This is a genomic window from Paraburkholderia sp. JHI2823, assembly GCF_038900695.1.
GTDB lineage: Bacteria > Pseudomonadota > Gammaproteobacteria > Burkholderiales > Burkholderiaceae > Paraburkholderia > Paraburkholderia mimosarum.
In genome coordinates this window covers 127,661-153,505 of record NZ_JAYMRY010000008.1, presented here as the reverse complement: position 1 = coordinate 153,505, position 25,845 = coordinate 127,661, and the positions used below count along the sequence as shown (strand labels likewise).

General features: G+C 66.7%; 22 protein-coding genes and 1 tRNA gene. 8 read left to right on the top strand and 15 right to left on the bottom strand.

Going from position 1 to position 25,845, the window contains the following annotated elements:
- Nucleotides 1-136 precede the first annotated feature (136 nt).
- Nucleotides 137-436, bottom strand: a complete 300-nt coding sequence (gene gatC, locus VSR34_RS12020) for an Asp-tRNA(Asn)/Glu-tRNA(Gln) amidotransferase subunit GatC (RefSeq protein WP_028211911.1) — start codon at nt 434-436, stop codon at nt 137-139.
- 447 nt (nt 437-883) lie between these two features.
- On the opposite strand from gatC, the gene VSR34_RS12015 reads away from it, so the two are divergent.
- From VSR34_RS12015 to rodA, 5 genes are all read left to right on the top strand, one after another.
- Entirely contained in the window at nt 884-1,927 is a 1,044-nt protein-coding gene (locus VSR34_RS12015; protein WP_004189550.1) for a rod shape-determining protein, read from the top strand.
- Nucleotides 1,928-2,094: 167 nt separating this feature from the next.
- Nucleotides 2,095-3,231, top strand: a complete 1,137-nt coding sequence (mreC, locus tag VSR34_RS12010; protein ID WP_028211912.1) for a rod shape-determining protein MreC — start codon at nt 2,095-2,097, stop codon at nt 3,229-3,231.
- Nucleotides 3,231-3,743, top strand: a complete 513-nt coding sequence (gene mreD / locus VSR34_RS12005) for a rod shape-determining protein MreD (RefSeq protein WP_028211913.1) — start codon at nt 3,231-3,233, stop codon at nt 3,741-3,743. The genes mreC and mreD overlap by 1 nt, the downstream gene beginning before the upstream one ends.
- Nucleotides 3,744-3,846: 103 nt before the next feature.
- Nucleotides 3,847-6,339, top strand: a complete 2,493-nt coding sequence (mrdA, locus tag VSR34_RS12000; protein WP_342962564.1) for a penicillin-binding protein 2 — start codon at nt 3,847-3,849, stop codon at nt 6,337-6,339.
- Nucleotides 6,340-6,348: 9 nt separating this feature from the next.
- Entirely contained in the window at nt 6,349-7,515 is a 1,167-nt protein-coding gene (gene rodA, locus VSR34_RS11995) for a rod shape-determining protein RodA (protein WP_036018947.1), read from the top strand.
- A gap of 114 nt (nt 7,516-7,629) precedes the next feature.
- On the opposite strand, the gene VSR34_RS11990 is transcribed toward rodA, so the two are convergent.
- The 14 genes from VSR34_RS11990 to def all read right to left on the bottom strand — a co-directional run bounded on the left by VSR34_RS11990 (nt 7,630) and on the right by def (nt 20,852).
- Entirely contained in the window at nt 7,630-8,403 is a 774-nt protein-coding gene (locus tag VSR34_RS11990; protein ID WP_238327806.1) for a tetratricopeptide repeat protein, read from the bottom strand.
- Nucleotides 8,400-9,182 carry an aldolase/citrate lyase family protein gene (locus VSR34_RS11985; RefSeq protein WP_028211916.1) on the bottom strand — a complete coding sequence of 261 codons (783 nt, stop codon included), beginning with the start codon at nt 9,180-9,182 and terminating at the stop codon, nt 8,400-8,402. Before VSR34_RS11985 ends, VSR34_RS11990 begins: the two co-directional genes overlap by 4 nt.
- Nucleotides 9,183-9,461: 279 nt before the next feature.
- Entirely contained in the window at nt 9,462-9,905 is a 444-nt protein-coding gene (gene queD, locus VSR34_RS11980; RefSeq protein ID WP_342962607.1) for a 6-carboxytetrahydropterin synthase QueD, read from the bottom strand.
- 9 nt (nt 9,906-9,914) lie between these two features.
- Nucleotides 9,915-10,547: a 7-carboxy-7-deazaguanine synthase gene (gene queE, locus VSR34_RS11975; protein WP_342962563.1), complete on the bottom strand. Its 633-nt coding sequence runs from the start codon at nt 10,545-10,547 to the stop codon at nt 9,915-9,917.
- Between the two features lie 177 nt (nt 10,548-10,724).
- Entirely contained in the window at nt 10,725-11,456 is a 732-nt protein-coding gene (queC, locus tag VSR34_RS11970) for a 7-cyano-7-deazaguanine synthase QueC (protein WP_342962562.1), read from the bottom strand.
- A 269-nt stretch (nt 11,457-11,725) separates the two neighbouring features.
- Nucleotides 11,726-11,801 (bottom strand) — tRNA-Phe (locus VSR34_RS11965).
- 96 nt (nt 11,802-11,897) lie between these two features.
- Nucleotides 11,898-12,602 carry a response regulator transcription factor EsaR gene (gene esaR / locus VSR34_RS11960; protein ID WP_028211920.1) on the bottom strand — a complete coding sequence of 235 codons (705 nt, stop codon included), beginning with the start codon at nt 12,600-12,602 and terminating at the stop codon, nt 11,898-11,900.
- Nucleotides 12,603-15,041, bottom strand: coding sequence for a PAS domain-containing sensor histidine kinase (locus VSR34_RS11955; protein ID WP_028211921.1), 2,439 nt, complete (start codon nt 15,039-15,041; stop codon nt 12,603-12,605).
- Nucleotides 15,031-15,624, bottom strand: a complete 594-nt coding sequence (locus VSR34_RS11950) for a DUF4390 domain-containing protein (RefSeq protein WP_028211922.1) — start codon at nt 15,622-15,624, stop codon at nt 15,031-15,033. Before VSR34_RS11950 ends, VSR34_RS11955 begins: the two co-directional genes overlap by 11 nt.
- Nucleotides 15,621-17,153 (bottom strand): 16S rRNA (cytosine(967)-C(5))-methyltransferase RsmB, encoded by a 1,533-nt coding sequence (gene rsmB, locus VSR34_RS11945; protein WP_342962561.1) that lies wholly within the window; start codon nt 17,151-17,153, stop codon nt 15,621-15,623. Before rsmB ends, VSR34_RS11950 begins: the two co-directional genes overlap by 4 nt.
- 377 nt (nt 17,154-17,530) lie before the next feature.
- A complete protein-coding gene (gene htpX, locus VSR34_RS11940; protein ID WP_342962560.1) occupies nt 17,531-18,382 on the bottom strand; it encodes a zinc metalloprotease HtpX in 852 nt (283 codons plus the stop codon).
- Nucleotides 18,383-18,524: 142 nt separating this feature from the next.
- Nucleotides 18,525-19,175, bottom strand: coding sequence for a LysE family translocator (locus VSR34_RS11935; RefSeq protein WP_028211925.1), 651 nt, complete (start codon nt 19,173-19,175; stop codon nt 18,525-18,527).
- A gap of 110 nt (nt 19,176-19,285) precedes the next feature.
- On the bottom strand, nt 19,286-20,281 hold the full coding sequence (gene fmt / locus VSR34_RS11930; protein WP_342962559.1) for a methionyl-tRNA formyltransferase: 996 nt from the start codon (nt 20,279-20,281) through the stop codon (nt 19,286-19,288).
- 67 nt (nt 20,282-20,348) lie between these two features.
- On the bottom strand, nt 20,349-20,852 hold the full coding sequence (def, locus tag VSR34_RS11925; RefSeq protein WP_028211927.1) for a peptide deformylase: 504 nt from the start codon (nt 20,850-20,852) through the stop codon (nt 20,349-20,351).
- A 285-nt stretch (nt 20,853-21,137) separates the two neighbouring features.
- Here def and dprA point away from each other — a divergent pair, with 285 nt between their 5' ends.
- From dprA to VSR34_RS11910, 3 genes are all read left to right on the top strand, one after another.
- Complete coding sequence (dprA, locus tag VSR34_RS11920) at nt 21,138-22,406, top strand: DNA-processing protein DprA (RefSeq protein WP_342962606.1); 1,269 nt, start codon at nt 21,138-21,140, stop codon at nt 22,404-22,406.
- Nucleotides 22,407-22,498: 92 nt separating this feature from the next.
- On the top strand, nt 22,499-22,876 hold the full coding sequence (locus VSR34_RS11915) for a thioredoxin family protein (RefSeq protein ID WP_028211929.1): 378 nt from the start codon (nt 22,499-22,501) through the stop codon (nt 22,874-22,876).
- 279 nt (nt 22,877-23,155) lie between these two features.
- Complete coding sequence (locus tag VSR34_RS11910; RefSeq protein WP_028211930.1) at nt 23,156-25,810, top strand: DNA topoisomerase III; 2,655 nt, start codon at nt 23,156-23,158, stop codon at nt 25,808-25,810.
- Nucleotides 25,811-25,845 lie beyond the last annotated feature (35 nt).

Here is a 25,845-nt window from a genome sequence, read left to right as displayed (position 1 = left end):
AAGTCAGATCGATGCGCCGTCCGGAAAGCGGCCGGGCCGCTTCCCGGAAAACCCGCGAAAACCCGGGAGTCCGTGCCTTTTCGAACTGTTCGGACAACTCGAAGGATTTCGAAAATGGCAAAAAAAAGCTGCGCGCTTACTCGATCACGCGCGGCACGAGGTACAGTCCGTCCTGCACCGCGGGCGCGGGACGTTGCAGCGCCTCGCGGTCGACGATTTCGGTCACGGCGTCTTCGCGCAGGCGCAGCGCGACATCCTCGATCTGCTCGATCGGGTGGGCGAGCGGTGCGATGCCGGTCGTGTCCACGGCCTGCATCTGCTCGACGAGGCCGAAGAAGCCGTTCAGGCGTTCGAGCGTGTTGCCGGCTTCGGCGTCGGCCAGTTCGAGGCGCGCGAGATGCGCGATGCGCTTCACATCGTTCAGGGTCAGGGCCATGCGGTCACCGGAAAAAAGAGGCTGCTGCGGCGGTGCGGAAAAATCGGTGCTGCAACAGCGGTTTATCGCGCCGGATCCGGCTCTGGAGGAAAGCTTCGATGAGGTCAAAAACTGACTTCCGGATCCTGCAAAACAGGCAAAATTATAAGGTATCATTACGCGTTCGACCCAAACCCGGACCGCCTTGCATACGCCTTTCAGCTCCGACCGCAGCACGATGCGGCCGGACGAGATAAAACGGGCGGCGCAGCCAGGCTGCCTCCGGTAACCATCCCCGCAGTTTCAGGCCCCTCGTGGCGCCGCTGGTTAGGCCCTCCGTGACGCCCTCCGCAGTGCGTTCGAGGTGCTTTCGTGGCGGCGCATGGCGCCCTGGGGCTGTTTAATTATCCGCTGCCGCCCTCGCCCATGAAGCTGGAAGGACGGCCACAAGCGAGACAGGATTTTTGAATGTTCGGTTTTCTGCGTAGCTACTTCTCCAACGACCTGGCGATCGACCTCGGCACCGCCAACACCCTGATCTACATGCGCGGCAAGGGCATCGTCCTCGACGAACCCTCGGTCGTTTCCATCCGCCAGGAAGGCGGCCCGAACGGCAAGAAGACGATCCAGGCCGTCGGCAAGGAAGCCAAGCAAATGCTCGGCAAGGTGCCGGGCAACATCGAAGCCATCCGCCCGATGAAGGACGGCGTGATCGCCGACTTCACGGTCACCGAGCAGATGATCAAGCAGTTCATCAAGACGGCGCACGAGTCGCGCATGTTCTCGCCGTCGCCGCGCATCATCATCTGCGTGCCATGCGGCTCGACCCAGGTCGAGCGCCGCGCGATCAAGGAAGCCGCGCACGGCGCGGGCGCCTCGCAGGTCTACCTGATCGAAGAGCCGATGGCCGCCGCAATCGGCGCGGGCCTGCCGGTTTCGGAGGCCACGGGCTCGATGGTCGTCGACATCGGCGGCGGCACGACCGAAGTGGGCGTGATCTCGCTCGGCGGCATCGTCTACAAGGGCTCGGTGCGCGTGGGCGGCGACAAGTTCGACGAAGCGATCGTCAACTACATCCGCCGCAACTACGGCATGCTGATCGGCGAGCAAACCGCCGAAGCGATCAAGAAGGAAATCGGCTCGGCCTTCCCGGGTTCCGAGGTCAAGGAAATGGAAGTGAAGGGCCGCAACCTTTCCGAAGGTATCCCGCGCAGCTTCACGATCTCGAGCAACGAAATTCTCGAAGCGCTGACCGACCCGCTGAACCAGATCGTCTCTTCGGTGAAGATCGCGCTCGAGCAAACGCCGCCGGAACTGGGCGCCGACATCGCCGAGCGCGGCATGATGCTCACGGGCGGCGGCGCGCTGCTGCGCGACCTGGACCGCCTGCTCGCCGAAGAAACCGGCCTGCCGGTGCTGGTGGCCGAAGACCCGCTCACCTGCGTCGTGCGTGGCTCGGGCATGGCGCTCGAGCGCATGGACAAGCTTGGCAGCATCTTCTCGTACGAGTAAGCGCTTCGCGCACCGCCGCGCCCGCGCGCGGCGCGGTTTCGGCGCCGCTGCGCAACTGACGGCAGGGCGGCACACGCGCCGCCGCGCCGTCCGCAACGAGGCGCCCTTCGGGGCGCCACAGTTTTACCCTCCGTTTCACCGAACCGCACACGCCCCCGGCGCCGACCATGGAATACAGTCCGCCGCCCCTCTTTAAGCAGGGCCCATCGGCACTCGCACGGCTGATCTTCTTCGTCGTGCTGTCGCTCACGCTGTTGGTCTCCGACGCGCGCTTCAAGACGCTCGATATCGTGCGCGGGGTGCTCGGCGCGGGTCTGTACCCGCTGCAACGCGCGGCCCTCGTGCCGCGCGACTTCTTTATGGGCGCCGCCGATCTGGCCGTCACGAGCTCCACGCTGCGCACCGAAAACACGCAGTTGCACGCACGCAATCTCCAGCTTTCGCAGCAGGCCAACGAGGCCGCTTCGCTCGCCGCCGAAAACGCGCATCTGCGCGCCCTGCTGCAACTCTCGCAACGCATTGGCGCGCATACCACGCCGGCCGACATCCAGTACGACACGCGCGACCCGTTCACGCAGAAGGTCGTGATCGGTGTCGGCTCGCAGCAAAGTATCCAGAATGGCTCGCCGGTGCTGACCGAGGACGGCGTGATCGGCCAGGTCACGCGCGTGTTTCCCATGCAGTCCGAAGTCACGCTCGTCACCGACAAGGACCAGGCCGTGCCGGTCGAGGTCGTGCGCACGGGCCTGCGCAGCGTGATCTATGGCACGGCGAAGGGCGACCTGCTCGATCTGCGCTTCGTGCCGATCAGCGCCGATCTGCAGGTAGGCGACGAACTCGTGACGAGCGGGCTCGACGGCATCTATCCGCAAGGTCTGCCGGTCGCGAAGGTGTTGCGTGTGGACAAGCAGGCCGACACCGCATTCGCACGCGTGGTCTGCCTGCCGCTCGCCGCCGTGCGCGGGGCGCGCCAGGTGCTCGTGCTCCACTATGTTCCGCAGGTGCCGCCCAACCCGATCGCAGCCGAAGAGGCCGCGGCCGCCGAGGCGAAGGACGCGAAGAAGAAGGCCGCCAAGGGCGCGGACAAGAAGAGCGACAAGAAAGCCGATGACGCGAAGGGGAAACCCGCCGCCGCATCGGGTGCCGCACCCGCCGTCGCCCCCTCGCCGGCCAAACCGGCGACGAATGGCGCACAAGCGGCCGCGGCGGAGAAGCAACCGGCGCAGCAACAGCAGCCCGAGAGAAAGTCCGGAAAGAGCCTCCGGGAAGAGGCGGCGAAGGCCGTCGAGCAAGGGGGACATTGATGCCGCGTCCGCAATACATCCTGCAGCCGGTCAATCCGTACTTCATCGCTTTCAGCCTTGCGGCGGCCTTCCTGCTGAACCTGCTGCCCTGGGGCAAGCTGCCCGGCGTGCCGGACTTCGTCGCGCTCGTGCTGCTGTTCTGGAACATTCACCAGCCGCGCAAGGTCGGCATGGGCGTCGCGTTCTTGCTCGGACTCCTCATGGATGTCCACAACGCGAGCCTGCTCGGCGAACACGCGCTCGCGTACACGCTGCTTTCGTTCGGCGCGATCACCATTCACCGCCGCGTGCTGTGGATGCCGATCGGACTGCAAACGTTCGCCGTCATGCCCATGCTGGTCGGCGCGCAGGTCGTGCCGTTCGTGATCCGTCTGCTGATGGGCGCTTCGTTTCCCGGCTGGGGTTATCTCGTCAGCGGCTTCGCCGAGGCCATCCTCTGGCCGGTCGCGAGCCTGCTGCTGCTGCTGCCGCAGCGGCGTCCCGTCGATCCCGACGATACCCGGCCCATTTGAGCGGCGCGCGCCGCTCGCCGCTGGAAGACTCGCTTGACTAATCCTTACGCACCCCGGCTCGCTGTTCCCCGCACGCGGAACAGCGGGGCCTGCGCCTGACAGCATGACCGAATTCAAGGACACCCAGCAGCAGCTCTCGAAGTTCCGCGTACGCGTCGCGGCGGCGGGGCTGTTCGTGTTCGTCTGCTTCGGGCTGATTGCGCTGCGCTTCCTCTATCTGCAGGTCTGGAACCACAGCAAGTACTCGCTGCAAGCCGACGAAAACCGCATTTCCGTCGCGCCGATCGTGCCGAACCGCGGCATCATCACCGACCGCAACGGCGTCGTGCTCGCCAAGAACTACTCGGCGTACACGCTCGAAATCACGCCCTCGAAGCTCACCGGCACGCTCGACGACACGATCGACCAGCTCTCGACCGTGATCCCCATCGACGCGCGCGACCGCCGCCGCTTCAAGAAGCTCCTCGAAGACTCGAAGAACTTCGAGAGCCTGCCGATCCGCACGCGCCTCACCGACGACGAAGTCGCGCGCTTCACGGCGCAGCGCTTCCGCTTCCCCGGCGTGGAAGTGCGCGCGCGCCTGTTCCGCCAGTATCCGCTCGGGCCCACGGCCGCGCACGTGATCGGCTATATCGGCCGGATTTCGCAGCGCGACCAGGAGCGCATCGACGACCTCTCCGACAAGAACGACAGCGATCCCGAGCACTTCGATCCGCGTCTCGACGCGAACAACTACAACGGCACCGACTACATCGGCAAGATCGGCGTCGAGCAGAGCTATGAAACCGAGCTGCACGGCCTGACGGGCTTCGAGGAAGTGGAAGTGACGGCGGGCGGCCGCCCCGTGCGCACGCTCTCGCGCACGCAGGCCACGCCCGGCAACAACCTCGTGCTGTCGATCGACATCGGCCTGCAGCAGGTGGCCGAGCAGGCGTTCGCGGGCAAGCGCGGCGCGCTCGTCGCGATCGAGCCTGCCACGGGCGACATTCTCGCTTTCGTCTCGGCGCCGAGCTTCGATCCGAATTCGTTCGTGGACGGCATCGACCAGCAGACCTGGGACGAGCTCAACAACTCGCCCGATCACCCGCTGCTCAACCGCCCGCTGCACGGCACGTATCCGCCGGGCTCGACCTACAAGCCGTTCATGGCGCTCGCCGCGCTCACGCTGCACAAGCGCACGCCACAGTGGGGCTTCTCGGACCCCGGCTTCTACATGTTCGGCGGCCACCGCTTCAACAACGACGTGCGCTCCGGCCAGGGCTGGATCGACATGAACCGCGCGATCATGGTGTCGAACGACACCTACTTCTTCATGCTCGCGCACGATCTTGGCGTGGATAACATCGCCAACTTCATGAAGCCGCTCGGTTTCGGCCAGCTCACCGGCATCGACATCGCGGGCGAAGCGCGCGGCATCCTGCCGTCCACCGAATGGAAGCGCAAGGCGTACCGCAAGCCCGAGCAGCAAAGGTGGTATGAAGGCGAGACGATCAGCCTCGGCATCGGCCAGGGCTACAACTCGTTCACGATCCTGCAGCTCGCGCACGCCACGGCCACGCTCGCCGACAACGGCGTGCTCATGAAGCCGCACCTCGTGAAGGAAATCGAGAATCCGATCACGAAGCAGCAGCGCCTCACGGTGCCGAGCGAAAGCGGGCGTCTGAACGTGAGCCAGGCCGACATCGACGTCGTGAAGCAAGGCATGGAAAACGTGACGATGAATCAGTCGGGCACGGCCTACCAGGTGTTCCGCAACGCGCCCTACACGTCGGCGGGCAAGACCGGCACGGCGCAGGTGTTCTCGCTGCAGGGCGGCAAGTACAAGGCGCACGCGCTCGCCGAAAACCTGCGCGACCACGCGCTCTTCATCGCGTTCGCGCCGGCCGAGAAGCCGCAGATCGCGCTCGCGCTGATCGTCGAAAACGGCGGCTGGGGCGCGCAGGCCGCTGGCCCGATCGCGCGCCGCGTGCTCGACTACTATCTCGTCGACCGCCTGAAGCCTGGCGCCGAACAAGCGGCCGTGAACGCTGCGGCTTCTGCCACCGAAGACGCGTCGGCACCCGAGATCGGCGCGCCCGCAGAAGCTTCGGGCGCCGCGGCCGCTTCAGGCGCCGCGCCCGCCTCGGCCGCGCCCGCGCTCCCCGCTGCGCCGCAGCCCGTGCGGGTCGCCGCCGGCTTCACGCCGCTGCCGATTCCCCGTGCGGCATCGGCCGCCGAGGCGGCTTCGGCAGCTTCCGCTGCGGCGGCAGCTTCGAACGCCTCGGGCGCGGCCGCTGCGACGGCTGCCTCGAGTGCTGTGCCGTCTTCCGGCGCGGCCGCGCGGCCGACGCCTGCCAGCGCCGCCGCGGCAAAAGGCAAGAGCGGCAAACCCCGCCAGCCGGTCAGCCCCGATGCGAGCGCTGCGATCGACGCCGTGAACGGCGGCACCGCCAGCGCCGATGGCGCGTCCGACGCGGGTGCCGCCCGTCCCGCGCCCGTCTCCGTGCCCCGCCACTTCGGCCCCGGTCCCCATCGTCCGCGCCGCCCCGCCAGCGCACCCGACGCGGCCACGCTCGCGCCGCCGCCCAAGCCCGCGACCGGCGGCATCGACGAGTAAGGAATCACCATGCCCTTCTTCCAGTTCGACAAGATCGACAAGCGCGCGGTGCTCGACACGCTGCGCAAGATGTTCCTCGGCTTCGACCGCCCGCTCGCGCTCACCGTGTTCCTGCTGCTGTGCGTGGGCATCGTCACGCTGTACAGCGCGAGCCTCGACGTGCCCGGCCGTGTGGAAGACCAGCTGCGCAACATCATGCTCACCTTCGTGCTGATGTGGGGTCTCGCCAACGTGCCGCCCAACACACTGATGCGCTTCGCGGTGCCGGTCTATACCTTCGGCATCGCGTTGCTCGTTGCCGTGGCGCTATTCGGCCTCACGCGCAAGGGCGCGAAGCGCTGGATCAACGTGGGCGTCGTGATCCAGCCTTCGGAGATCCTCAAGATCGCCACGCCGCTGATGCTCGCGTGGTACTACCAGCGCCGCGAAGGCGTGGTGCGCTGGTACGACTTCGTCATGGGTTTCATCATCCTGCTCGTGCCCGTGGGCCTGATCGCCAAGCAGCCCGACCTCGGCACCGCCGTGCTCGTGTTCGCTTCGGGGCTCTTCGTCATCTATTTCGCGGGGCTCTCGTTCAAGCTGATCGTGCCGGTGCTGATCGCGGGCGTGATCGCCGTGGCCTCGATCGCGGCGTTCCAGGACAAGATCTGCCAGCCGCAGGTGAACTGGCCGCTCATGCACGACTACCAGAAGCACCGCATCTGCACGCTGCTCGACCCGACCTCCGACCCGCTCGGCAAGGGCTTCCACACCATCCAGGCCGTGATCGCGATCGGCTCGGGCGGCCCGCTCGGCAAGGGCTGGCTCAAGGGCACGCAGTCGCATCTGGAATTCATCCCCGAGAAGCACACCGACTTCATCTTCGCCGTGTTTTCGGAGGAGTTCGGCATGGCGGGCGGTCTCGTGCTGCTCACGCTCTACATGTGCCTCATCGCGCGCGGGCTCTATATCGCCGCGAACGGCGCAACGCTCTTCGGGCGATTGCTGGCCGGCTCGCTCACGATGGCGTTCTTCACCTACGCATTCGTCAATATCGGCATGGTGAGCGGCATTCTGCCCGTGGTGGGCGTGCCGCTGCCGTTCATGAGCTATGGCGGCACCGCGCTCACCACGCTCGGCGTGGCGATCGGGCTCATCATGAGCGTGGGGCGCCAGAAGCGGTTGATGCAGAGCTAAAGGTGCAGCGGGCGGTGACGACGCCCGCCAGATCGATGCGCCAACGAAAACGCGCCGGCATCGTCCGGCGCGTTCTCGTTTCAGCGGCTGCTTGATCACGCTTACAGCGAGCGCTTACTGTCCCGGCCCCGACTTCATCAACTGCGCGCTGAGTTGCTGGTATTTGAGGCGCGCCACAGGATCGCCCTGCGCCGCCGCCGCCGCATAGTACGCGCGCGCGACGTTCAGATTCTTCGGCACGCCGTCGCCGCCACGCTCATAGAACGAGCCGGTCACGTATTGCGCCGTCATGTCGCCGCCCTCGGCGGCCTTCTTGTACCAGTAGAACGCCTGCTTGTTGTCGCGCGTGGTGCCGCGCCCGTCCAGGTACTGGTTCGCGAGCGCAAGCTCGGCTTGCACGTGGCCCTGCTTCGCCGCCTTCAGGAACCACTGGTGCGCCTGCGCGGGATCGCGCTCCACGAAATCGCCGTCGTCGTACATCTTGCCGTACACGTACTGCGCATGCGACATGTTCGCATCCGCCGCCTTGCGCAGCCACTTGCGGCCCTCGCCCACGTCGGCGACGCCGCCTTCGCCGTTCACGAGCATCATCGCGTAGTTGAACTCCGCCAGCCGGTTGCCGCGCCCGGCCGCCGCCTTGAATTCGGAGCGCGCCTGGCTCAGGTTGCCGGCGTTGTAGTCGGCCACGGCGTTGGCCGTTTGCGGATCGGACTCCGCGCCCGGGACCGCGCCTGGGGTGGTAGTCGAAGCGGCGCTCGGGATGGCACCCGAAGCGGCGCTGCCAGCATCGGCTGCCGCGGCCACGCCGCTCATGCAGAGCAACGCGCCCGCGAAGCAGCCAACAGCCGTCGCGTGTATCGCTCGCTCGAGCGTTCGCGTCCGCTTCATGATCTCGCCTCCTGAAGTGCCTGGCGTGTCGCGCGCACGAGCCACATCACATCGGCGGCGAGAGCGATGAAGGTGAATCCCATTTCGCGATACTGCCTGGCGGCGGCGGCGTCCATCGCGAAGATGCCCGATGCCACGCCCGCCTCGCGCGCGGCGGCCACGATGCGCCGGATGGCGGCAAGCACGTCCGGGTGCTTCGAGTCGCCGAGATGACCGAGGCTCGCGGCCAGGTCGGCGGGACCGACGAACAGGCAATCGACGCCCGGCACCGCCGCGATCTTCTCGACTTCGGCGAGCGCCGCCGCCGACTCGATCTGCACGATCGATGCGATCTGCGCATTCGCGCCCTGCAGATAGTCGCGCCGCATGCCATAAGCCGCCGCACGCACCACGCCCGCCACCCCGCGCTGGCCGTTGGGCGTGCGTGCGTCCGGATACTGCGTGAGGCTCACGGCGCGCGCGGCCTCTTCGGCCGAGGTCACGTTGGGGAACATCACCGTGCGCGCGCCCGCGTCGAGCACATGCTTCACGAGCCACGGCTCGCTGTCGGGCAACCGCACCACGGGCTCGGTGGGCAGATGCGCGGCGGCAATGGCGCGCAGTTGCGCGATGGTGTCGGCGCTATCGTTGGGCGCGTGCTCCATGTCGATCAGGAGCCAGTCGAAGCCCGCGTGCGCAAGCGCTTCCGCGGCGGTTTCGCTGCCCATGGAAAGCCATAGGCCGAACAGCGGCTCCGCCTCCTTGAGGCGCTCCTTGAGAGGATTGGTGAAGGTGCTCATCGCCGTGCTCCCGGCGAGGCTGCGAGGCGCGCGGGACGCGCGGGCGCTTGCGCCCGGCGACGCGCAGCCGGCAGGTCTCGCTCCGTTATGTGTTTGTCGGGCCGCGCGCGGGGATGCGCAGGCCTTGCCGCCACGATCATACCGCGACAAAAGTCCGCGGGCCGGCACGGAAAACCCGCGTTGCGCGGGGCGTCGGAGCGAGGGTGAGGCGGGCCTTGCGCGCCTCAGTTACGCCTCAGTTACGCCTCAGTTACGCCTCAATTGCACTTCGGTTGCGCCTCAGTCGCGCGTGACTTCGGCCCAGCAGTTCGGCGTCTCGTACAGGCGCAGCTTGTAGAGACGCAGATTCACGCCGTAGTGCGCGTCGTACACGTTCGCGAGTATGTCGAACGCGATGGCCGCGAGGTTCTCAACGGTCGGGATGCGGTCGATCACGACCGTCTTGTGGCCCGGCATGGTTTCGAGGAAGCCGCGCACCTGCGTATCGCCCTCGAACACGAGAAACGCGTGATCCCACAGATCGACGAGATGCTGGTTCGCGAGCGACTTCACATCTGCGAAGTCCATCACCATGCCGCGGTCGGGCGCACCCTCGGTCTCGACGAGATCGCCTTGCAGCGTGATTTCGAGCACGTATCGATGGCCGTGCAGGTTGCGGCACTGGCTGCGGTGGTCAGGGATGCGGTGGCCCGCGTCGAATTCGAGTTTTCGGGTGATCGTCAGCACGGCGAATCAGGGAATGTTCAGGTACTTGTGGGTTTGCATCGACAGGCGCCACTGCGGATGGCGCTTGCACCAGTCGATGGCGAGCTTCGTGTTCAGGTCGCGCGACGGGCCGTCCATGGGCTGCACGAGAAAATACTCGAAATCGAGCTTCGCGTAGTCGGCAAGGCGCTGGTTTTCCTGCGGCACGACGACCTTGAGCTCGTTGCCCTTCGTGACGACGAGCGGCGCGTCGGCCTTCGGGCTCACGCAGATCCAGTCGATCGTTTCGAGCACCGGCAGCGAGCCGTTCGTTTCGATGGCGATCTCGAAGCCGGCCGCATGCAGCGCATCGACGAACGGCTGATCGATCTGCAGCATCGGTTCGCCGCCCGTGCAGACCACGAAGCGGTTGCCTTCGCCTGCGGGCCACAGCGACGCAATCTTCGCGACGAGTTCCTCCGGCGTGCGGAACTTGGCGCCATTCTCGCCATCGGTGCCCACGAAGTCGGTGTCGCAGAATCGGCAGACGGCTTCAGCGCGATCCTCCTCGCGGCCCGACCAGAGGTTGCAACCGGCGAACCGGCAGAACACGGCCGGACGCCCGGCGTTCGCGCCCTCGCCCTGCAATGTGTAGAAAATTTCTTTTACCGCGTAAGTCATGCTGCTGCCTGATTGTGGCTCATGATGTGGCCCGCGTCGGCCACGAATCCGGCTCACGAGCAAAGCGGCTCGTGCGAAGCCGGTTGATCTTCGGGCGCGGGTTCATCGCGTTTGGCAGGGCGCGCCGCCCGTGCGCCGCCCGCTTCCATCGTCACTCTGGACGCCCGGCCTTGTGGCTCAGACCGGCGCTTCCGTCACGTTTTCGCCGGCGAGATACGCTTCGTAGCCACGCTTGCGCAACTTGCACGCCGGGCACTCGCCGCAGCCGAAGCCCCACGCGTGAAGCTCGGCGCGCTCGCCCAGATAGCAGGTATGCGTCTCGACGCGCACCATGTCCACCAGCGCCTCGCCGCCCAGCTTTTCGGCGAGCCGCCACGTGTCGGCCTTGTCGAGCCACATGAGCGGCGTTTCCAGCAGAAAGCGCGTGTCCATGCCGAGATTGAGCGTGACTTGCAGCGCCTTCATCGTGTCGTCGCGGCAATCGGGGTAGCCCGAAAAGTCGGTCTCGCACATGCCGCCCACGAGTACCCTGAGCCCACGACGGTAAGCGATCGCCGCGGCGATCTGCATGAACATCAGATTGCGGCCCGGCACGAAGGTGTTCGGCAGGCCGCTCGCGGCCGTTTCGATCTCGATCTCGCGCGTCATGGCCGTGTCGCTGATCGAGCCGAGCACCGAGAGATCGATCATGTGATCGTCGCCGAGGCGCTCGCCCCACGCGGGGAACGTACGCGCAATCGCCGCGCGGAAACCCTCGCGGCATTCCAGTTCGACGCGATGACGCTGGCCGTAGTCGAAGCCGAGCGTCTCGACGGTCTCGTAGCGGTCGAGCGCCCATGCGAGGCACGTGGCCGAATCCTGGCCGCCGGAAAACAGTACGAGCGCGCCCTTGGCTTCTGTTCGAGTCACCGTGAAACTCCGTGTATGAGGTTTCCGCGCGAATGCTTTCGTTGCTCGATACACCCGGGCGGACCGCCGCGGATCAGGCGCGCCGGCTCATGCAGTATAGGCCGGGGCCCTCGGCCGGGCATCGGCGCACCCTTATAGCCCGAATACCGTCGATGTGCGGCCATTGCCGGAATCTGCCTGCCGCATCTTCGGACGCAGTTTCAACCGGCCGGATCACGAAAAACAACGAAAAAGCCCCAGGAATCGTACGATCTCCTGGGGCTGCATTCTGGTGGCCTGGGGCGGAATCGAACCACCGACACGCGGATTTTCAATCCGCTGCTCTACCAACTGAGCTACCGGGCCAACGAAGAAAGAAGAGTATAGCGTGCTATACGGGCTTGCGCAAGTGTTTTGGCAAAATCCGTTCGCCAGCGGTTTCGCTCGCCTCGCCTTGGCGCTTCATTCGCCCTTGCTCTTGCCGAGGTCCACGCCGAGCTGCTTGAGCTTGCGATACAGGTGCGTGCGCTCGAGTCCCGTCTTTTCGGCCACGCGCGTCATGCTGCCGTTCTCGCGTGCCAGGTGGTACTCGAAGTAGGCGCGCTCGAACGCGTCGCGCGCATCGCGCAGCGGAATATCGAACGAGATCGAAGCGGTTTGCGTCGCCGTTGCGCCGGCCTGCATGCCGTGCACGCCGTCGGCGCCCAGCACCGGCAGCGCCGCCGCCGATGCCACGACCGCAGGGCCGCCCGCCGCCGATTTCCCCGTTGCGCCCGCCCCAGTGGGCGAGACCGGCGCTGCGGTGCCGCGCGCGAGACCCTGCTCGACCGCCTTCAGCAGCTTTTGCAGCGCGATCGGCTTTTCGAGAAAGTTGAGCGCGCCGATCTTGGTCGCCTCGACGGCGGTGTCGATGGTCGCGTGCCCCGACATCATGATGACCGGCATCGTGAGCTGGCCCTGCGCGGCCCACTCCTTGAGCAGGGTCACGCCATCGGTGTCCGGCATCCAGATATCGAGCAGCACGAGATCGGGCACCTGGCGCTGCCGGAAGTCGCGCGCCTGTTGCGCATCTTCCGCGAGCTCCACCACGTGCCCTTCGTCGCTAAGGATCTCCGAGAGCAATTCCCGGATGCCCATTTCATCATCTACCACCAGGATGGTTGCCATTTACGCTGCCCTTGTCTGCACTGTTGCTTTTGATTCCTGCTCCGTCGCGGCATGCGCCTGCCGTTCGCCCGATGTGCTGGTTCCACCGGGGCCAGGCGTGGCGGCATCGTCTGCCAGCTGGAGAAAGAGAATCGAGATCTGCGCGCCTTCGATCACGTCGCCCGCTCTCAGTCGATTGCGGATGTCGATGCGCGCGCCGTGCTCGTCGACGATCTTCTTGACCATCGCAAGCCCGAGTCCTGTTCCTTTGGCCTTGGTCGTCACATAGGGTTCGAAAGCGCGCGTGAGGATGCGCGCCGGGAAACCCGGACCGTTGTCCGATACCGTGAGACGCACCGCCACGCGCGTGCGGCCTTGCGCGTCGGGGTCACCGTATTCTACGGCGCGCGTCTCGAGCGTCACGCGTGGATTCCCGGTGTCGGCCACGGCGTCCTGCGCGTTTTGCAGCAGGTTGTGGATCACCTGGCGCAATTGCGTCGCGTCCCCGCGTATCACGGGCAACTCCGAAAGCTCGACCTTGATCGCGCTCTTGCCTTCTTCCGCGCCGTAGAGCGTGAGCACCTCGCTCACGAGCTCGTTGAGCTGCAGGTTCGCGAGCACCGCGGGCGGCGTGCGTGCGTAGTCGCGGAAGTTGTCGACCATCTGCTTCATCGCCGCGACCTGGTTCACGATCGTCGTCGCGCCGCGCCTGAGCACTTCGGCATCCGTTGGCGCGAGCTTGTCGGTGAGCTTCATCTGCAGGCGCTCGGCCGAGAGCTGGATTGGCGTGAGTGGATTCTTGATCTCGTGCGCGAGGCGCCGCGCGACTTCGCCCCACGCCACCGAGCGCTGCGCCGAGATCACGTCGGAGATGTCGTCGAACACCACGACATAGCCCGAAGTCTGCATGTCGCCCGCGTCGCGTCCCGTGTCGGAAACGAGCCGCGCGCCGCGCACGAGCAGCGTGAGCGGATCGGTCTCGCCCGGAATCGGCACCGAGAACTGCTGCTGCCAGTGCCCGCGATCTGGATCGCCGCCTTCGCGATCCGTGCGCGACGCTTCCTGGTCGGCGAACGCCTTGCGCACCATCGCGCCGAACTCCGTGAGCGCGCCGATATGGTCGAGCGCCACGCCGAGCTGCGTCTCGAACGGCTGACGGAAAATGCGTTCCGCGCCGGGGTTCGCCGTCGTGAGGCGGAACTGGCGGTCGAACACGAACACGCCCGCCGTGAGGTTCGCCAGGATGCTTTCGAGATACGCCTTCGAGTGCTCCAGCGCGACGCGATTCTTTTCGACGGCCTGGCGCGCTTCGGAAAGCTGGCGCGTCATCGCGTTGAACGACTGCGTGAGGAAGCCCAGTTCGTCGCGTGACTTGATTTCGCGCTTGGGCGTGTAGTCGCCCTCGGTCACTTCCTTCGTGCCCTGTGCGAGCAGGAAGAGCGGCCGTGCAAGCTGGTTGCCGAGCGCGAGCGCGAGCATCATCGCGACGAAGGTCGCGAGAAAGAGCGCGAGCGTGAGCGTGCCGATGTACATCTTGCGCAGGCCCGTGCGGCCGAGCGCCTTTTCCTGGTACTCGCGATAGGCGCGCTGCACGGCGTCGGCGTTGCGCGCGAGCGCGGCCGGCACCGGCTGCACCAGTTGCAGGAAGCGCTCCACCGGTTGCAGGTCCGTTGTGTTCGCATCGGGAATGCGCGTGACCACGCGCAAGCGCAGCGCGCCCTTCGGTCCATGCTGATGCGGGTCGCCGTCCACCTCGCCCTCGATCGCGGCATAGCCGCGCCCTCGCGCCTGATCGATCATGAGCTGCGTGGGCAGATCGGCCGGCACGAGCGACGAGAAGTTGCTCGACGCCTGCGCCACCACGTGCATCTCCGGCGCCGCGCCCGACATGCTGCGCACCGGCTCGACGATGGTCGCGTCCTGCACGCCGAACTGGTCGCGCGCGCGCAAGAGCGTGAGCGTCGTGCCCGCCGCGTCGCCGCTCGCGATCTGCTCGGCCATGAGGCGGCCCTTGGTTTGCAGGTCGGAGAGCGAGGCGTCGAGCATGCCGCGGCCGAGGTTCAGGCCGGCGGTGAGCGCGGTCTCCACGTTCACGTCGAACCACGACTCGATCGAGCGCGAGACGAACTGGTACGAGACGATATAGATGATGCCGCCCGGCACCACGCCCACGAGCGCAAAGAAGAACGCGAGCTTGGCCAGCAGCCGCGTGCCGAACTTGCCGCGCCTCAGGCGCACGGCGATCACGATCACGAGCGCCGTCACCACCAGCAGGAAGATCAGCGCGACGACGATATTGGCCGCATAGAGCCAGCCGTAGTAGCGGTCGAAGAACTCGGTGTTCGCGCTCGCGGCGGCGAGCAGGACGAGCAGCAACGTCGCGGTGAACGCGACGGTGGAGACGAGCAGCTTGACGACGACGCTGCTGAAGCTGGTGGCGCGGCGTACTTTATCTAGCACGTTCGGTCACCGTGAAGTTAAAGCGCTTCCAGTCGGAAGCGAGATTCCAGTCGCGGTTGTTCACCGCGTCGATCTGGAACGGCTTGGGCATCAGCGCGACATCGAGCTGCATGCGCACCGACGCCGTGTAGGTTTCGCCCGGACGCACATCGTTGCGATCGATCACGTGCCACGACGTGACATGCTTGATGACGGCGAGTGCGTCCGCGAGCGTCGAGAAGCCGAGCTGGAGGCCGCCGCTCGACACGCGGTACTCGCGCGTGAGCGGCTGGAACGACAGGCGAATGCTTTGCGAAGCGCTCACCGGCTGTTCGTCGAACCAGTACCACCGCGCTCGCGAGAGTTCGAAGTCGGTGGTGAAGTAGAGCGGAATGCCCTTGTTGACCGCGTCTTCCAGGCTGCTGTTGAGCTCGAACTCGAAGCGGGCGTCGAGGCTCCAGCCATTGCCGTCGGCCTGCAGCGATGCGCGCTGCACGGAGATCGAATCGGCGCGCGCCGGCGCGGCGGCCACCAAGCCGACCACGGCGAGCACGAGCCAGATCAGGGCCGCGAGGCGCAGCGGGAAGAAGCGTTTGATGGTCACCGTTTCTGAAAGCGCGCGTAGAAGAATCCGTCGTGATCTGCGGTGCGATCGGGAACGGGGCAGGCGGTCGCCGCGGCTTGTCCATCGGCATCGTGCCGCGCCTCGTTGGCTGCGCCGCATTCTGGCCCCCGGGCCGGCGCGCCGTCCGCCGTGGGCAGCAGTTGCCCCGGCGCGTCCAATCGTACCGCATCCGCATGGGTGGTTTCAAACCAGCGCGCCTGCGCCTCGCCTTCCTCAGGGAAAATCGAGCAGGTCACGTAGAGCAGTTCGCCGCCCGGCTTTAGAAGCGGCCACAGCGCCTGTGCGATGCGGCGCTGCTCCTGCGCGAGCGCGGCGATGTCGCTCTCGCGGCGCAGCCAGCGGATATCCGGGTGGCGGCGCACGATGCCCGAGGCCGAGCACGGCACGTCGGCGAGAATGCGGTCGAAGCGTTGGCCGTCGTGCCACGCGGCGGGGTCGCCCGCGTCGCCCACGACGATCTTCGCGTGACGCGAGGGATGCGCCGGATCGTCCTTCGCAAAACCCAGGCGCGCGAAGTTCTCGCCGATGCGCGCGGCACGCGTCGCGTCGCTTTCCAGCGCGATCAGATCGATATCGGCAAGTTCGAGCAGATGCCCGCTCTTGCCGCCGGGCGCCGCGCACGCGTCGAGCACGCGCATGCCGTCACGCACGCCGAGGAGTTCCGCGGCGCGCTGCGCGCCCGCGTCCTGCACGGACACATCGCCAGCGAGGAAGCCGGGAATGCGATCGACGGGCAGCGGGGCAGCAAGGCGCACGGCGTGCTCGCCGATCTGTGTCGCCGCGATGTTTTCGGCGGCGAGGCGCTGCACGTAGTCAGCGGCGCTCGAGCGGCGCGCGTTCACGCGCAGCGTGAGCGGGCCCTGGCTGTTGCCGGCGGCGAGGATCGCCTGCCATTGCGCGGGCCAGGCGGTGCGCACCGCGTCGATCCACCAGTGCGGATAGTTCCAGCGCGCGATCTCGTCGGTCTGAGCCGCCGCCAGCGCCCCATCGCGTTCGCGCAGGAAACCGCGCAGCACCGCGTTCACCAGGCCCTTCGCGAAGGCGCTCTCGCGGCGCGCCCCGACGGCGCGCACGGCCTGATCCACGACCGTAAACGGCGTGTAGGCGGCACTCGATTCGTCGTCGAGCAGCAGCGCCAGCGAGCAGGCAAGCAGATTCGCGACGGGGGGCGGCGGTGCCTTGCTCACGCGCTGCCGGATAAGCCAGTCGACCGTGCCGAGCCGCCGCATCGTCCGGTAGGCGATGTCCTGCACGGCGCCGCGCGCGTGCGGCGCGAAATCGGCGGGCAGCGCGGCGAAGGCGCTCGCGAGCGCGGCCGGGAGTGCCGCGCCGGCACGCACGGCGCCGAGCGCATGAGCGGCCTGATCGAGCGCGAAGCCGAGCGAATCGGGGGCAAGGCGTACGGCGCCGCCTGTCGGCGTCCCCGGCCCCTGACGGTGCGCGTGCGATGCGGAACGCTTTTTGTCGTGGGAAGGCGCCGAAGCTCGCCGGGATGGGCTGGATGTCATGAAAAAACCGGATGCGGGCCGCGGCGAACCGTGGCGTCAAGGGTGCACAAGCGAGCCATTGTAGCGTGGTGAGCGCGCAACACTGCCAGCGGCGCACGACGCCGTTAGCCGCGCGATTCTCGCAAGGCGCGCGGATGAGGAAAGCGGCGGAATATTGCCGCGTGCATCGTCGCGAAGTTTGGGCGCCTATATGACGTGCGCCATGCGTCCTGGCTCACCGGCGTCCATTTCGCGTTCATCGTCGATTCTCGCGCGCCAGCGGTCGTTGCGGGTTTCGGCTCTTGCCAGCGCGCGGCATGCGCCCGGCGATGCCGCAGTCACCGGTTGAATAAAAAAAAGCGCCTCCAAAGAGGCGCTCTTTCTACTCGGCTTGCCACTTAGCGTCTGCCGGCGGCCATGTCCATCAACCGGCGGATGCGCTCCTCGGTGGACGGGTGGGTGCTGAAGAGGTTCTGCAAACCGCCGCCCGAGAGCGGGTTCATGATCATCATCTGCGCCGTGGCGGGATGCGCTTCGGCCGTCGCGAACGGAATGCCCTGCGCGTAGCGATGAATCTTGTCGAGCGCCGTGGCGAGCGCTTGCGGATCGCCGGAAATCTGGGCGCCGCCGCGGTCCGCCTCGAACTCGCGCGCCCGCGAGATCGCCATCTGGATCAGGGCGCCCGCGATCGGCGCGAGCAGCGCCACGGCGATGCTCGCGATCGGATTCGCCGGACGGCCGTTCTCGTCGCGTCCGCCGAAGATCATCGCGAAGTTGGCGAGCGCCGAGATCGCGCCGGCCATGGTGGCCGAGATCGTCGAGATGAGAATGTCGCGGTGCTTCACGTGCGCCAGCTCGTGCGCCATCACGCCGCGCATTTCGCGCTCGGACAATACGCGCAGAATGCCCGTGGTCGCCGCGACCGCCGCGTGCTCGGGGTTGCGGCCCGTCGCGAAGGCGTTGGGCGCGTCCTCGTTGATGAGGTAGACGCGCGGCATCGGCAGTTCCGCACGCGTGGCCAGATCGCGGACCATGCGATAGAACTGCGGCGCCGTGGTCTCGTCGACTTCCTGCGCGTTGTACATGCGCAGGACCATCTTGTCCGAATACCAGTACGAAAAGAAGTTCATGGCGAGCGCGAAGAACAGCGCCAGCATCATCCCGCGCTGCCCGCCGATCAGCCCGCCGATCACGATGAAAAGGGCCGTAATCGCGGCCATCAACATCGCGGTTTTGACCCAGTTGAACATGTGCTGTGCTCCTTCACCCGCCAGGGATCGAATCGTTCGTTGGACGCCCGCCGCCCAGCCCGGTCAGCCGTGCTGGCGCGAACGCATTGTAAGTGATTTGTTAGATATGGGCGGGCGCGAAAAATTCAATCTCAGCGCGACCTCAGCGCGTGGCGGTGGCGAGCTTCACGCCAAGGCCGACGAAGGCCGAGCCAACCGTGCGGTCGAGCCACTTCTTCACGCCGGGTTTGCCAGAAAAGCGCTGCGTGACGCTGCCCGCCACCCACGCGACAAAGCTGTTCCAGACGGTGCTCATCGCGACGAACACCGCCCCGAGCATCAGGAAAGCGAGGGCCTTGTGCGCGCTGCCCGTGCTCACGAATTGGGGGAAGAACGAGACGAAGAACAGCACGACCTTCGGATTGAGCACGTTGGTGCAGAAGCCCGAAACAAAGAGCTTGCGCAACGGGCGCGGCGCGGCGTCCGACGCGGCGCGCGGTGCGCCTTCGCCTACCGGGCTGGGTTCGTGCCTTGTCAGGATGAGCCGCACGCCCAGGTACACGAGATAGACGGCGCCGACGATCTTGATGACCGTGAACGCCGTGGCCGAGGCCGCGAGCAGCGCCGTCAGACCGAAGGCGCAGGCAACCACGTGCACGCAGCAACCCGCCGAGATGCCGAGTGCGGAAACGAGACCGGCGCCGCGGCCCTGCGCGACGCTGCGGCCGACGATATAGGCCGTGTCGGGGCCCGGCGTCACGTTCAGGAGGAAAACGGCGACGAGGAAAAAACCGAAATGGGTGATGCCGGGCATGACGACCTCTGGACCATGAAACGCGCCGAAGCGCCATCGATTTTAGCGCGCTGCTCGCGGCACGGCATCGGGCGTGCGAGTCGTCAGGCGCGCCCGATGCCGTGCCGGGCTCAGGCTGCGGACGCTTCCGGCAGCTGGAAACGCTGCCCCGCCGCGAGCGGCATGCCGGCCAGAAATTGGCGCGCGGGCAGGCGCTTGCCGCCCGGCTTTTGCAGTTGCATGAGGCGCAGCGCGCCCTCGCCGCACGCTACCACCACGCCCGCCGGCCCTGCCTCCAGAATCTCGCCGGGCTGGGCGGGCGAGCCGGCCCGGTGCTCCACCGGTTCGGCGGCCCACAGCTTGAGCTGCGCGCCATCCAGGGTGCCCGCGCCGCCCGGAAACGGATCGAACGCGCGAATCTGGCGCGCGAGCGCCACAGCCGGCCGGCGCCAGTCGAGCGCGGCCTCGTGCTTGCCGATCTTTTCGGCGTAAGTCGCGCCCTCGGCCGGCTGCGGCGTGGCAGGCAGCGCGCCGTCGCGCTCGAGCGCGACGAGCCCATCGACGATCAGCTTCGCGCCGAGTTGCGCGAGGCGGTCGTGCAGTGTCGCCGTGGTGTCGTCGGGGGCGATCGCGGTGCGGACCTCGGAGATCATCGGACCGGTGTCGAGCCCCGCGTCCATCTGCATGAGCGTGATGCCGGTTTCCGTATCACCGGCTTCGATCGCGCGATGAATCGGCGCGGCGCCGCGCCAGCGCGGCAGGATCGAGCCGTGAATGTTGATGCAGCCGTGCGGCGGTATATCGAGCACTTCCTGCGGCAACAGCAGTCCGTACGCGGCGACCACCATCACGTCGTGCGGCGTCGCGCGCAGCAGGTCCAGCGCCGCGGCAGCTTCCTGCGGATACTTGCCCGTGCGGCGCAGCGACGGCGGCTGCGCAACGGCGATGCCATGCTCGTGCGCGTAGCGCTTGACGGGGCTCGCCTGCAGCTTCATTCCGCGGCCAGCGGGGCGATCGGGCTGGGTGAGGACGAGCGGCACGGCGAAGCCCGCTTCGTGGATCGCCGCGAGTGCGGCGGCGGCGAATTCCGGCGTGCCGGCAAAGATGACGCGAAGGGTATGGCTCATAGGCGCTCGCTGCCCGGTTGGCTCGAAGCAGGGGGATGAAGGGAAGAAACGGCGCGGCGCAAGACGATCACATCGCGCGCTCGAGCTTCTTCATCTTGCTCTTGATGCGCGTCTGCTTGAGCGGCGACAGGTACTCGACGAACACCTTGCCCATCAGGTGATCCATCTCGTGCTGGATGCACACCGCGAGCAACCCTTCGCAGTCCACCTCGTAGCTCTCGCCCTTTTCGTTGATCGCGCGCACGCGCACCCTTTCCGCGCGCTCGACTTCGTCGTAAATGCCGGGCACGGAGAGGCAGCCTTCCTCGTGCACTTCGCGCTCGTCGCTCGACCAGACGATTTCCGGGTTGATGAACACGCGCAGTTCGTTGTGCGTGTCGGATACGTCGATCACCACCACGCGCTCGTGGACGTCGACCTGGGTCGCCGCGAGGCCCACGCCAGGCGCGGCGTACATGGTTTCGGCCATGTCGGCGACGAGCTTGCGGATGCGGTCGTCGACCACGTCGACTGGCTTTGCGACCTTGTGCAGGCGCTTGTCCGGGTAATGAAGAATGTTCAGTAGAGCCATGACTTGACGGGTTTCTCGTTAGGCGCCCGGCAAAAAGCCAGGATCGAGGCGACGCCACGCGGACTGGCCATTCGGCCAGCTTGCAGGTCTCATGCCGGATACGGAGGATATGCACGCATATACGGATGCAGGGACCGCAATTCAACGTTGCATGCGCTGTCGCCCGCGCGCTCACGCCTGAAGGCGTGCGCCCGCGACCAGGGATGAGGGCGCCACGGTGTATTTCGGATAGTGAAAATTTTATCACGATGTGCGGCAAACGGTCCGCGCGCGGAGGACGCGATGCTGACGACCTTGCCGTTGTCTCCCGAAGAACTGGCCGCCTGGCTGCGCCTTGCACTCGCGCGCGGTCTGAGGCCGGCGGCGCTGCGGGCGCTGCTCGGTGCATTCGGGCTGCCGCAGAACATACTGGCGCAGCCTTTCACCGCACTCGCCGCCGTGGCCGGCGCGCAAGCCGCTCGCGCCGCACTGGCCGAGCCCGGCCCGGACTTCGCGCCGCAGGTTGAAGCGTTGCGGGCGTGGTGCGCTGCGCCCGGCAACGCGCTCATCACGCTCGCCGACCCGGCCTATCCGCCGCGCTTGCTCGCGCTCCCCGATCCACCCGCCCTGCTTTACGCGAAGGGCCGGCTCGATCTGCTCCATGCTCGCGCGGTGGCCGTCGTGGGCAGCCGCAACGCCACGCCGCAGGCCATGGAAGACGCGGCGCGCTTCGCGCGCTCGCTGGCCGCTTCGGGCCTCACCGTGGTCTCGGGGCTCGCCCTGGGCGTGGACGGCGCCGCCCATCGCGGGGCGCTCGACGAACGGGGCGGCACCGTCGCCGTGATCGGCACGGGCGCGGATCTCGTCTATCCGGCGGTGCATCACGCGCTCGCCACGCAGATTGCCGAGCGCGGAGCGATCGTCTCCGAGTGGCCGCTTGGCACGCCGGCGCGCTCGGCGAACTTTCCGCAACGCAACCGCGTGATTGCCGCGCTCGTGGAAGGCGTGGTCGTGGTCGAGGCCGCGGAGCGTTCGGGCTCGCTCATCACGGCACGCCTCGCCAACGAAATGGGGCGCGACGTCTTCGCGCTGCCCGGTTCGATTCACGCGCCGCTCACGCGCGGCTGCCATGGCCTCATCAAGCAGGGCGCGCAACTGGTCGAAACGCCGGAAGAGGTGCTCGATGCGCTGAACATCGGGCAACCGGCGGCCACCCGTGGGTCTCGCGGGGCGCAACGAGGTCACCTCGGCCCGAAAGTCTCGGTGCCCTTCGATCGTATGCAGCGCAACGCCAACGAAACGGTGCCGCTACCGCTCCAATCCTCTCCACCGCTGCCTGCCGTAGCGCGAAAAGAAGGCATTTCTTCGCGCACCGGCCTGAGCGCAGACGCCCTGCGGCTGCTGGAAGCGCTGGGTCACGCCCCCGCCACGGTTGAAATCCTCGCCCAGCGCACCGATATGCCGGAAGCGGCATTGCAAGGCACGCTATTGCAACTGGAACTCGCGGGACACCTCGATGCACTGCCGGGCGGCTGGTTCGTGCGCGCTTCCCGCAGCCAGGACGGCTGCCAGTGAGCCGCACCGGGGAGTGCCGCCGCGGCCGTGCCGCCGTGATACATTCGCGCCAAACACCCCGCTCTATATATAAGAGAACGCAAGGAACGACCATGCCCGCGCTAAACCTCGACACCGACGCCGAACAGATCGCCGAGCGCGTCAGCAACCCGGACACGCTGTTCGTCGCGTGTCTGTGCGCGCAGTGGTGCGGGACGTGCCGCGACTACCGGGCCACGTTCGACCGCATCGCCGATGCGCATCCAGAGATCTGCTTCGCGTACATCGATATCGAAACCCATGCCGACCGCTTCGACGACCTCGATGTCGAGAACTTCCCGACCATCCTGATCGAAGACGGCCATGCCACGCGATTCTTCGGCACGGTGCTGCCGCACGCCGCCGTGGTCGAGCGCATGCTCGCGGACCTCACGGCGCTGCCTGGCGTGGCCGATGCCCCAAAACTGCGGCCCGCGCTAACTGCCGTCTGAGCGCAACTCGCGTCGGAGTCCGATCAGCCGCGCCGCTTGCCGCGCGGCTTCGCGCGCCCTTATGATTGGGCGCCCCAGGAGGTGTCCGGCAGGTTCCGGGCAGGTGCGCAGGCGTCGCCACGAGATGACACAAAAATCGACGCCGTCGCGCCATGTGCTATAAAGCGGTCGAGAAAGACCCCCGAAGCGGGGCAGCATAGCCGGGCATCGCGCCCAAGCGCCCATTCGAGCGGCATCGGCCCCGGGGGCGCCAACCGGATACACCACAAGCAACCAGTCATGTCCAAAGCTCTGATCATCGCCGAGAAGCCATCCGTCGCGAACGACATCGCGCGCGCTCTGGGCGGTTTTACCAAGCATGACGAGTACTACGAGAGCGACGACTACGTGCTCTCGTCGGCAGTCGGCCATCTGCTGGAAATCGCCGCGCCCGAAGAATACGAGGTCAAGCGCGGCAAGTGGAGCTTCGCCCACCTGCCCGTGATCCCGCCGCACTTCGACCTGAACCCGATCGCCAAGAGCGAATCGCGGCTCAAGGTGCTCAACAAGCTGATGAAGCGCAAGGACGTCACCAAACTGATCAACGCCTGCGACGCGGGGCGCGAGGGCGAACTGATCTTCCGCCTGATCGCGCAGCACGCGAAGGCGAAGCAGCCAGTCCAGCGCCTGTGGCTCCAGTCGATGACGCCCCAGGCGATCCGCGAGGGCTTCGCGAACCTGCGCAGCGACGACGACATGCAGCCGCTCGCCGACGCCGCGCGTTGCCGCTCGGAGGCCGACTGGCTCGTCGGCATCAACGGCACGCGCGCGATGACCGCGTTCAACAGCAAGGGCGGCGGCTTCTTCCTCACGACCGTCGGCCGCGTTCAGACGCCAACTTTGTCGATCGTCGTTGAACGTGAGGAGAAAATCCGCCGATTCATCCCGCGTGACTATTGGGAAGTGCGTGCGGAGTTCGTCTGTGCGAGCGGTTTCTACGAGGGCCGCTGGTTCGACCCTAAATTCAAGAAAGACGAGTTCGATCCGGAAAAACGCGACTCGCGCCTCTGGAGCCTGCCGGCCGCCGAAAGCATCGTGGCGGCCTGTCATGGCCGCGAAGGCACGGTAAGCGAGGAATCGAAGCCGTCCACCCAGCTCTCGCCCGCGCTCTTCGACCTGACGAGCCTGCAGCGCGAAGCCAATGGCCGCTTCGGCTTTTCGGCCAAGAACACACTCGGCCTCGCCCAGGCGCTGTATGAAAAGCACAAGGTGCTCACCTACCCGCGTACCGATTCCCGCGCGCTGCCGGAGGACTACCTCGGCACCGTGAAAGAGACGCTCGAGATGCTCAAGGAGAGCAACAACTACCTGCCGCATGCCAAACAGGTGCTCGACAAGGGCTGGGTGAAGCCGAACAAGCGCATCTTCGACAACTCGAAGATCAGCGACCACTTCGCCATCATCCCCACGCTGCAGGCGCCGAAGTCGCTCTCCGAGCCGGAGCAGAAGCTTTACGACCTGGTCGTGAAGCGCTTCCTCGCCGTGTTCTTTCCGGCAGCCGAGTATCGCGTCACGACGCGCATCACCGAAGTCGCCGGCCATCACTTCAAGACGGAAGGCAAGGTGCTGGTCGAGCCGGGCTGGCTGCAGGTCTACGGCCGCGACGCGGGCGGCGACGACGCCAATCTCGTGCCGGTGAAGAAGGACGAGAAGGTGAAGACCGACAAGATCGCCGCGCACCAGCTCGTGACCAAGCCGCCCGCCCGCTACAACGAAGCGACGCTGCTCTCGGCCATGGAAGGCGCCGGCAAGCTCGTGGACGACGAGGAGCTGCGCGAGGCAATGGCCGCCAAGGGGTTGGGCACGCCGGCCACGCGTGCGGCCATCATCGAAGGCCTGCTCGGCGAAAAGTATCTCGTGCGCGAAGGGCGCGAGCTGATTCCCACGGCCAAGGCGTTCCAGCTCATGACGCTGCTGCGCGGTCTCGGCGTGGAAGAACTCACCGCGCCGGAACTGACCGGCGAGTGGGAGTACAAGCTTTCGCAGATGGAGCGCGGCAAGCTCCCGCGCGATGCGTTCATGCAGGAAATCGCCCGCATGACGCAGACCATCGTGAAGCGCGCGAAGGAATACGACTCCGACACCATTCCCGGCGACTATGCGACGCTGGAAACGCCGTGCCCGAACTGTGGCGGCCAGGTGAAGGAAAACTATCGCCGCTTCGCATGCACGAAGTGCGAGTTCTCGATCTCGAAGATTCCGGGCGGACGCCAGTTCGAAATCCCGGAAGTGGAAGAGCTGCTGCAGAACAAGACGATCGGCCCGCTCTCGGGCTTCCGCAGCAAGATGGGGCGGCCCTTCTCGGCCATCCTCAAGCTCTCGTTCGACGACGAGATCAAGAACTACAAGCTGGAGTTCGATTTCGGCCAGGACGCCGGCGCCGAGGATGGCGAAGCGCCCGACTTCTCGCAGCAGGAGCCCGTAGGCGCGTGCCCGAAGTGCAAAGGCCGCGTGTTCGAGCACGGCATGAGCTATGTCTGCGAGCATTCGGTCGCGAATCCGAAGTCCTGCGACTTCCGCTCGGGCAAGGTGATCCTCCAGCAGGAAATCACGCGCGACCAGATGGCGAAGCTGCTGGCAGAGGGCCGCACCGACTTGCTGACGAACTTCAAGTCGTCGCGCACGGGCCGCAACTTCAAGGCCTTCCTCGTCAAACAGCCGGACGGCAAGATCGGCTTCGAGTTCGAGAAGAAGGAGCCGAGCGCGAAGACGGCCGCAAAGACGGCAGCGAAGAAGTCGGCCGCAACGACCGAGGCCCCGGGCGATGCCGTGAACGATGCAGACGAAGCAGCGGCAGAAGCGAAGAAACCCGCACGCAAGACGGCGGCCGCCAAGGCCGCACCGGCGCGCAAGACCGCCGCTCGCAAGACGCCGGCGCGCAAGACGGGCTCGTAGGCCGCCGCCTCTTCGCGGGCCGTCGCCGCCCCAGG